Annotated in this window: 6 protein-coding genes; 3 read left to right on the top strand and 3 right to left on the bottom strand. The window is 73.9% G+C overall.

Annotation, left to right across the window (positions count from 1 at the left end):
- Nucleotides 1–519 precede the first annotated feature (519 nt).
- Genes ACZJYS_RS04755 through ACZJYS_RS04765 form a run of 3 tightly spaced genes read left to right on the top strand, consistent with a single transcriptional unit; the run spans nt 520 to nt 5516 of the window.
- On the top strand, nt 520–3648 hold the full coding sequence (locus tag ACZJYS_RS04755) for an Rne/Rng family ribonuclease (RefSeq protein WP_493176175.1): 3129 nt from the start codon (nt 520–522) through the stop codon (nt 3646–3648).
- A 49-nt stretch (nt 3649–3697) separates the two neighbouring features.
- The gene (locus tag ACZJYS_RS04760; protein ID WP_379649394.1) at nt 3698–4702 is read left to right on the top strand and encodes a bifunctional GNAT family N-acetyltransferase/(deoxy)nucleoside triphosphate pyrophosphohydrolase; all 1005 of its coding nucleotides are present in this window, start codon (nt 3698–3700) and stop codon (nt 4700–4702) included.
- Nucleotides 4703–4751: 49 nt separating this feature from the next.
- Complete coding sequence (locus ACZJYS_RS04765; protein ID WP_493176177.1) at nt 4752–5516, top strand: competence/damage-inducible protein A; 765 nt, start codon at nt 4752–4754, stop codon at nt 5514–5516.
- A gap of 54 nt (nt 5517–5570) precedes the next feature.
- On the opposite strand, the gene ACZJYS_RS04770 is transcribed toward ACZJYS_RS04765, so the two are convergent.
- The 3 genes from ACZJYS_RS04770 to ACZJYS_RS04780 all read right to left on the bottom strand — a co-directional run.
- Complete coding sequence (locus tag ACZJYS_RS04770; protein ID WP_493176179.1) at nt 5571–6731, bottom strand: tripartite tricarboxylate transporter substrate-binding protein; 1161 nt, start codon at nt 6729–6731, stop codon at nt 5571–5573.
- Nucleotides 6732–6912: 181 nt separating this feature from the next.
- The gene (locus tag ACZJYS_RS04775; RefSeq protein ID WP_493176181.1) at nt 6913–8010 is read right to left on the bottom strand and encodes an Ldh family oxidoreductase; all 1098 of its coding nucleotides are present in this window, start codon (nt 8008–8010) and stop codon (nt 6913–6915) included.
- Between the two features lie 11 nt (nt 8011–8021).
- Nucleotides 8022–8361 (bottom strand): RraA family protein (locus ACZJYS_RS04780; RefSeq protein ID WP_493176183.1); only part of this gene is annotated, 340 nt, incomplete at its 5' end.

Consider the following 8361-nt stretch of genomic DNA (forward strand, 5'->3'; position numbering starts at 1 on the left):
GCAGCCCCCGCCTATGGTGCCTTGCCCCGGCGGCGAACGCTGTCGGTGGAGGTTCCGGGCACGGCCGCCTGGGCTTTTCCTGGCTCCGCCGCCTTCATGGCGGGCCAGGCCTGAAGCGGCCTGAAGGATCTGGCAAGGGATTGCCCCCTATGATCAGGGGTGCGCGCATCCCGGCTCCGCCAGAGCCCCGTTGTCCGCTCCACCGGCGCGTGCACCATGGCGCGGAGGGATGATGCGGGTTTTCCGCCCGCCATCCTGGCTCGTGCCTGCCGCTGGCCCGTTCGTGCCTGCCCGGCGTCGCTCTGCGATGTGGCGGCACGGTCCCGGGGCCTGCGCGCGGCGCGCCCAACAAGGGCCCCCCCATTCCGGGGCGCGGCCCGCCGAGACGAGAGGTCGAGACCAGAGCCGCATGGCAAGTCCATCGCCACGCCGCCTGCGCGACCCCGCTGCCTCGGGCCTGCCCACCCATTGCCGCCACCGGCAGCGCGACCGCGCCGGTGGCTCGGAGCATCCCGGTTCATGACCAAGCGCATGCTGATCGATGCATCCCACGCCGACGAGACACGCGTGGTGGTGCTGGACGGCAACCGGCTCGAAGAATTCGACATCGAGACCGAGAACAAGCGCCCGCTGAAGGGCAACATCTACCTCGCCAAGGTGGTGCGCGTGGAGCCCAGCCTCCAGGCCGCCTTCGTCGAGTATGGCGGCAACCGCCACGGCTTCCTCGCCTTCGGCGAGATCCACCCCGACTACTACCAGCTGCCCGTCGCCGACCGTGAGCGCCTGCTCGCCCTGCAGGCCGCCGAGGCCGCCGAGGATGAGGCGGACGACGAGGGCGAGGAGGTCAGCGAGGCCGAGGCCGACGCGATGGCCGCCCGCATCGAGCAGATGGCCGATGCCGACCAGGCGCCCCGCGAGACCTCCGGCGAGGCGCTGATCGCCGCCGAGGCCGCCGCCGCCGAGGCCACCGTGCCGCATGAGGGCGTGCCGGTGAGCGAGACCGCCGGCGAGGACGCCGAGGGTGCCGCTCCCGAGACCCCGCCCGAGATGCTCGGCGGCCGTGACAAGGACGAGGAGAACGGCCGCGAGGAGCGCCGCATCCCGCCCCGCTTCCTGCGCCACTACAAGATCCAGGAGGTGATCCGCCGCCGGCAGGTCATGCTGGTGCAGGTCGTCAAGGAGGAGCGCGGCAACAAGGGCGCGGCGCTGACCACCTATATCAGCCTCGCCGGCCGCTTCTCCGTGCTGATGCCGAACAGCCCGCGCGGCGGCGGCATCTCCCGCAAGATCACCTCCATCGCCGACCGCAAGCGCCTGCGCGAGGTGATCGAGGAGCTGAGCATGCCGCGCGGCATGAGCATGATCGTGCGCACCGCCGGCGCCGGCCGGCCGAAGCCCGAGATCCGCCGCGACTGCGAGTACCTGCTGCGTCTGTGGGACGACATCCGCGAGCGCACGCTGGAATCCACCGCGCCGACGCTGGTCTATGAGGAAGCCGACCTCATCAAGCGCTCGATCCGCGACGTGTTCGGCCGCGACATCGAGGAGATCCAGGTGGAGGGCGAGGGCGCCTACCGCCAGGCGCGCGACTTCATGCGGATGCTGATGCCGCAGAACGACCGCAAGATCCGCCTCTACAAGGACCACTCGGTGCCGCTCTTCGCGCGTCACGGCGTGGACCAGCAGCTCGACGCGATGATGTCGCCCACCGTGCAGCTGAAGTCGGGCGGCTACATCGTCATCAACCAGACCGAGGCGCTGGTCGCCATCGACGTGAACTCGGGCCGCGCCACGCGCGACCGGCACATCGAGGACACCGCGCTGCGCACCAACCTGGAGGCCGCCGACGAGGTGGCGCGCCAGCTGCGTCTGCGCGACCTGGCCGGCCTCATCGTCATCGACTTCATCGACATGGAGTCCTCGCGCAACGACGCGCAGGTGGAGCGCCGCCTGAAGGAGGCGCTGAAGCAGGACCGCGCCCGCATCCAGGTCGGCCGCATCAGCCATTTCGGCCTGCTGGAGATGAGCCGCCAGCGGCTGCGCCCCAGCCTCACCGAGCATTCCTTCGCCACCTGCCCGCACTGCCAGGGCCTCGGCATCGTCCGCACGCCGGAGAGCAGCGCGCTGCAGGTGCTGCGCCAGATCGAGGAGGAGGGCGCCCGCCGCCGCGCCGCCGAGATCGTCGTCTCCATCGCGCCGGAACTGGCCCTGCACATCCTCAACCGCCGGCGCGAGCGCCTGGCGGAGATCGAGGCGCGCTACGGCATGGCCGTGCTGTTCGAGCCGGATGCCAAGCTGCTGCCGCCGGCCATCCGCATCGAGCGCACCCGCGCGCAGACCGTGGCCGAGCCGCCCAGCGCCCCCGCCGCGCTGCGCATGGACTACGCCCCCGAGGTGGAGGAGGCCGCGCCGGTGGCCGTGCCGGAGGCGCCCGCCGCCACGGCCGCACCCGCGCCCATGCCTGCCGCCGCCGCCGAGGATGAGGCCGTGGCCGTGCCGGCCGGCGCCGAGGTTCCGCCCGCCGAGGCCGGTGCCGAGGACCGTGGCAATGGCGAGAACCGCCGTCGCCGCCGCCGTCGCCGCCGCCGTGGGGGCCGCCGCGAGGATGGCGCGCCGATGCAGGCCGGCGATCTCGCCGGGCCGGACGACACCGAGGGCGACAGCGAGGGCGACGAGGCCGAGGCCGAGTCCGAGGGCATGACCCCGGACGAGGCGGTGCCTGAGGCCGCGCCCGCCTCCGCCACGCCGGCGCCCGAGGGCCAGGCCGCCGACGGCGCCGCCTTCGACAGCGAGGAGGAGCAGCGCCGTGGTCGCCGCGGCCGCCGTGGCCGCCGCCGCTTCGGCGAGGGAACGGAGCCGCCGCGCCCGCGTTATGCCGGCCCGACGCCCGCCGACCCCTTCGCCGGCACGCTGGACGACATCTTCGACGCCATGGCGGCGGCCGAGGAAGCCGCGCAGCAGCCGCTGGCGCCGAAGCCCGGTTCCCTGCCGCCGGTGACGCCGGAGGTGGCGCCGGTCGCCGCCATCGACTCGCTGCCGCAGCCGCCGGTGCCGGAGATGCAGGCCGCGCCGCAGCCTGTCGTGGAAAGCGCCGCCCTGCCGGAGCCCGCGCCCCTGCCGCTGACCGAGCCCGCGCCCGTGGTCGAGGCTCCTGTGGAAGCAGCGGTGGAAGCGCCGGTGGAGGCTGCGCCGGCCAAGCCGCGCCGCACGCGCAAGGCGCCGGCCAAGGCCGCCGTGGCCGCGCCGGAGGCGGTGGAAGCCGCGCCGGTGGAGGTGCCTGTGGAGGCGGAAGCCGCGCCGGCCAAGCCGCGCCGCACGCGCAAGGCTCCGGCCAAGGCCGCCGCGGCCGCGCCGGAGGCGGTGAAAGCCGCGCCGGTAGAGGTGCCGGAGGCGGTGGAAGCCGCGCCGGCCAAGCCGCGCCGCATGCGCAAGGCGCCGGCCAAGGCCGCCGCGGCCACGCCGGAGACCGCGGAGGCGGTGCCGGTGGAAGTGCCGGCGGCTGCCCCGGCCAGCGAGGCCGTGGCCGAACCCGCGCCGGCCGTGGAGGCGGCGCCGGCCGCCACGCCGGAAGCCGGCGCACCGGTGCAGCCCGTGCTCGTGGATGCCGTGCCGGATGCGCCGAAGAAGCGCGGCTGGTGGAAGCGCTGAATCCCATGGCCCCGTGGCGCCCTGCGCCACGGGGCCTGGACTTCCCCGCATGAGCGAGCCCGAATTCGCCCCCCTCCGCACCGAGCGGCTGACGCTGCGGCCCCTGCGCGCCGAGGATGCCCCGGCGCTGCACCGCCTGATCAACGACTGGGAGGTGGTGCGCTGGCTCAGCCGCGTGCCCTTCCCCTACTCCCGCGAGCTGGCCGATGAGTGGATCGCCTCCACCCACAAGCGGCTGGCGGAGGGCTCCGCCTGGCACCTGGCCATCGTCGGCCAGGATGGCGACACCGAGGTGCTGGTCGGCTGCGTCGGCCTGACGCGGGAGCCGGATACCCGCCGCGCCGAGCTGGGCTACTGGGTCGGGCGCCGCTTCTGGGGCCATGGCGTGGCCGCCGAGGCGGCTGGCCGGCTGGCCCGCTGGGGCCTCGCCAATCTCGACCTGGACAGCATCTTCGCCCATGCGCTGGAGGAGAATGGCCGCTCCGGCGCCGTGCTGCGGCGCATCGGCCTGCGCGAGACGGGCAAGGGCGAGGTGCCGTTCCTGGCGCGCGGCGCCCGCCTGCCGGTGACGCTGTTCGAGGGCGGGCGGGAGGACCTGACCGCCCCCGTGCCGCTGCCCGAGCCCTTCGTGGCCGAGCCGCCGCCGCCGGATGCCAAGCCCATGCTGCTGGTGGCCGCCTGCGCGCTGATCGACCCCGATGGCCGCGTGCTGCTCGCCCGCCGGCCGGAAGGCAAGCCGATGGCGGGGCTGTGGGAGTTTCCCGGCGGCAAGCTGGACCCCGGCGAGACGCCGGAGCAGGCGCTGATCCGCGAGCTGAAGGAGGAGCTGGATATCGACGTCTCCGCCGCCTGCCTCGCGCCCTTCACCTTCGCCAGCCATGATGCCGGGCGCTTCCACCTGCTGATGCCGCTCTACCTCTGCCGCCGCTGGGAAGGCACGGTCACCGCGCGGGAGGGGCAGGCGCTGGCCTGGGTGAAGCCGCAGAAGCTCTCCGACTACGCCATGCCGCCGGCCGACAGGCCGCTGGTCGCGCTGTTGCGCGATTTCCTGTGAGGCGGGCGGGGGGTAGACTCCCCCCCGACGCCGCCCTTGGGACTCGCACATGACCAACCCCACCGCCTGCCTGCTCATCATCGGCAACGAGGTGCTCTCGGGCCGCACCCAGGATGCCAACCTGAAGTTCATCGCCACGAAGCTCGGCGAGATCGGCATTCCGCTGCGCGAGGTGCGCGTCATCCCCGACGTGCCGGAGACGATCATCGGCACGGTGAACGAGGTGCGGGCGAAGTTCACCTATGTCTTCACCACGGGCGGCATCGGCCCGACGCATGACGACATCACCGCCGAATGCATCGCCGCCGCCTTCGGCGTGCCGTGGGAGCCGCACCCGGAGGCATGGGCGCGGCTGGCCGCGCATTACGCGCGCCAGGACCCGCCGGCCGAGTTCAACGCCGCGCGCCAGCGCATGGCCACCATGCCGCGCGGCGCCGCGCTGATCGACAACCCGGTCTCCGTCGCGCCCGGCTTCATCATCGGCAATGTGCATGTGATGGCGGGCGTGCCGCGCATCATGCAGGCGATGTTCGAGGGGCTGGCGCCGAAGCTGGCCGGCGGCGTGCCGGTGCAGTCGCGCGCGGTGCACGCCGCCGGCATGCTGGAGGGCACCATCGCCGAGGGGCTGGGCGCCATCCAGGCGCGCTACCCCCAGCTCGATATCGGCTCCTACCCGTATTACCGCCCGGAGGGGAACGGCGTGGCGCTGGTCGCCAAGGGCACCGACCTCGCGGAGGTGGAGGCCGCCACGGGCGAGATCACCACCTTCATCACCGAGCTGGGCTACGTGCCGGTGCAGGGCGAGCCGCGCTGAACGAAAGGCCAGGGGAGAAGGAATTCTCCCCTGGAATCCCTTTTCTTTCTTTTGTCAGTCAGGCTTGGCCACGCCGGAAAGCTCGGCCACCAGCTCCCCCAGCGCCGCCGAATCCATGCCCCCCCGTCCGCTGTTGACCAGCGCCTCCATCATCTGCGCGGCCAGCGCGGTGGAAGGCGCGAACACCCCGTGGTCCCGCGCGGCGCCGATCGCCAGGCGCATGTCCTTGCGCATCAGCTCGGCGCGGAAGCCGGGCTGCAGCGCGCCATCGAGGTAGCGCTTGGCATGCGCCTCCAGCACCGCCGAACGGGCGGAGCCGCCGAGCAGCGCCTGGCGCATCGCCTCCGGGTCCAGCCCCGCCTTGCGGCCCAGCGCCAGCGCCTCGAACACCGCCTGCATGGTGGCGGTGATGATGAGCTGGTTGGCCGACTTGCACACCTGCCCGGCACCGGCCGGGCCGAGATGCGTGGCGCTGCGCCCCACCGCGCCGAACACGGCGGCGGCGGCGTCGAAGGCCGCGCGGTCGCCGCCCACCATGCAGGTGAGGGTGCCGTCCCGCGCCCCGGCGGGGCCGATCCAGCCCTTCTGGTTGTCGGCCTGCACGTCCCAGCCCAGCTCGCGCAGCGTCGGCACATCGGGCCAGGCGGGGGAGCGCTCGGCGGAGGCGAGGGCGATCGGCACGATGTCGCCCGAGGCGGCGAGCCCGCCCAGCTCGTCGGACGCCTGCACGCCGAGGTCGATCTCGCCCGAGAGCAGGGCCTGCGCCACCGGGCCGCCGCCGGTATAGGGCACGTGCAGGAACTCCACCGCCGCGCGCCGCTCCAGCAGCAGGAACAGCGAGTGGGAGAGGGTGCCGGCGCCGGCCGAGCCGTGCGTGATGCGGCCGGGCTCGGCCTTGGCCGCCGCCATCACCTGCCGCATGTCGGAGAAGCGGCCGCCCTTGCCGCGCACGCAGATGAAATGGCCGTTGCGCGTCAGGCGGATGACGGCGCGGAAGGATGTCTTGGGGTCGTAGGGCACCTCGCGGTGGGCGGGGATGGAGGTGCTCTCGCTGCCGCCGGCCAGCAGCAGGGTGTGGCCGTCCGGCGCCGCGCGGGCGACGAAATCGGCGGCGAGCGCGCCGCCGGCGCCGGGGCGGTTCACCACCACCAGCGGCTGCGGGTAGAGCGGCGCGCAGGCCTCCGGCTGGCAGCCCACGCGCCCGGTGCAGCTCATCGCCGGCTTCGCGCCCGGCGGCGCGGGGGCGCAGCAGGGCGGGGGCGGCGAGCAGGCCGGCCATCAGGGCGCGGCGAGGCATCCTGGACATGTGGACATTCTCCCGGTGGTTCTTGCGCAGAGCGGCCGTGTCTTCACGGTCCGCAGCGGGGCGCGGCGGCGGTGCCGCGCCCCGGCAGTGTCAGGCCAGCACGTAACCGGCGCCGCAGCGGGCGCAGATCTCCCGCACATGGCGGTCCAGCGTCTCCGGCACGGGGATGCCGGCGGCGCCGCGAGCGGCGTGCTCGGCATCCTCCGGCTCGCCGGGGATCAGCACGGGGCGCCCCGGCATGGCGGGGGGCGTCGCTCGCATCGTCTCCAGCAGCGTGCCGAGATCGGCCTCGAATTCCTCCGGCGGGCGAAAGGCGGCGGGGTCGATGGCCAGGAAGAAATGGCCGATATTGTCCGGCTCCCCCGGCTTCGCTGTGCGGTTGCGCAGCACGGAGAGGGCGCCGCCGGTCAGCGTGCCGGCCAGGATCTGCACCATCAGCCCCAGGCCGTAGCCCTTGTGGCCGCCGGTGGCCTCGTCGCCGCCGAGCGGGGTCAGGCCGCCCTCGGCCCGCCTGAAGAGATAGGCCATGCCCTCGGCGGCGTCGGTGACGGGGCGACCCTCGCCATCCACCACCCAGCCTTCCGGCATCGGCTTGCCGTTGAGGTCGTAGACCTTGACCTTGTTGCCGGCCACCGTGCTGCTCGACATGTCCAGCACGAAGGCCGGCCGGCCATCGGCCGGCGCGGCGAGGGCGATGGGGTTGGTGCCGAGCATCGGCTGCGCACCACGCGTCGGTACCACCAGCACGCTGCGCGCCGTGGTCATCACCAGGCCGATGACGCCGCGCTTCGCCGCCAGCCGGGCGTAGTAGCCGGCGGCGCCGAAATGGTGCGAGTTGAACACCCCCACCGCGCCGATGCCGCCCGCCCGCGCCTGCTCCACGGCCAGCTCCATCGCCATGACGGCGACGGGATGGCCGAGCCCGGCGCCGCCATCGACCAGCGCGGTGGCGGCATTGCGCCGCACCACGCGCGGCCGCGCCGCGAGGTCGAGCTGTCCGGCGTTGCGCATCGTCTCGTACATCATCAGCATCGACAGGCCGTGCGAGTCGATGCCCATGAGGTCGGTCTCCACCATGGCCTCGGCCGTGGTGGCGGCCAGCACAGGGTCCATGCCCCAGGCCAGCAGGATGTTCAGGATCTGCCGGTGGACGCGCTCCGCCGGCACCTGCGCCACGGGCGTGACCATGTTCCCCGTCCTCAGCGCGTGATGGCGAAGCCCTTGGCGGCCAGGGTCTGCTCCACCCAGGCGCGGTCCCAGCCGGCGCCGCGGATGGCGGCGGTGGTGGCCGCCTCCTTCGCCGCATGGCCCTCGGCCGCCGCGATCACCGCCTCCGCCGCCTCGCGGGGCACGACGACGACGCCATCCTCGTCGGCCGCGATCAGGTCGCCGGGGGCGACCACCAGCCCGCCGCAGGCGATGGGGTAGCCGATCTCGCCCGGCCCTTCCTTGTGCGGCCCCGCCGGGGTGGCGCCGAGCGCCCAGACGCCGAGGTCGAGCTGCGCCAGCTCCTTGATGTCGCGCACCGCGCCATCGACC

It is taken from the genome of Roseomonas sp. TS2 (assembly GCF_058833935.1).

Coding starts and splice junctions, on each gene's coding strand:
- ACZJYS_RS04755 (WP_493176175.1), top strand. CDS start 520: ATGACCAAGCGCATGCTGATCGATGCATCCCACGCCGACGAGACACGC.
- ACZJYS_RS04760 (WP_379649394.1), top strand. CDS start 3,698: ATGAGCGAGCCCGAATTCGCCCCCCTCCGCACCGAGCGGCTGACGCTG.
- ACZJYS_RS04765 (WP_493176177.1), top strand. CDS start 4,752: ATGACCAACCCCACCGCCTGCCTGCTCATCATCGGCAACGAGGTGCTC.
- ACZJYS_RS04770 (WP_493176179.1), bottom strand. CDS start 6,731: ATGAGCTGCACCGGGCGCGTGGGCTGCCAGCCGGAGGCCTGCGCGCCG.
- ACZJYS_RS04775 (WP_493176181.1), bottom strand. CDS start 8,010: ATGGTCACGCCCGTGGCGCAGGTGCCGGCGGAGCGCGTCCACCGGCAG.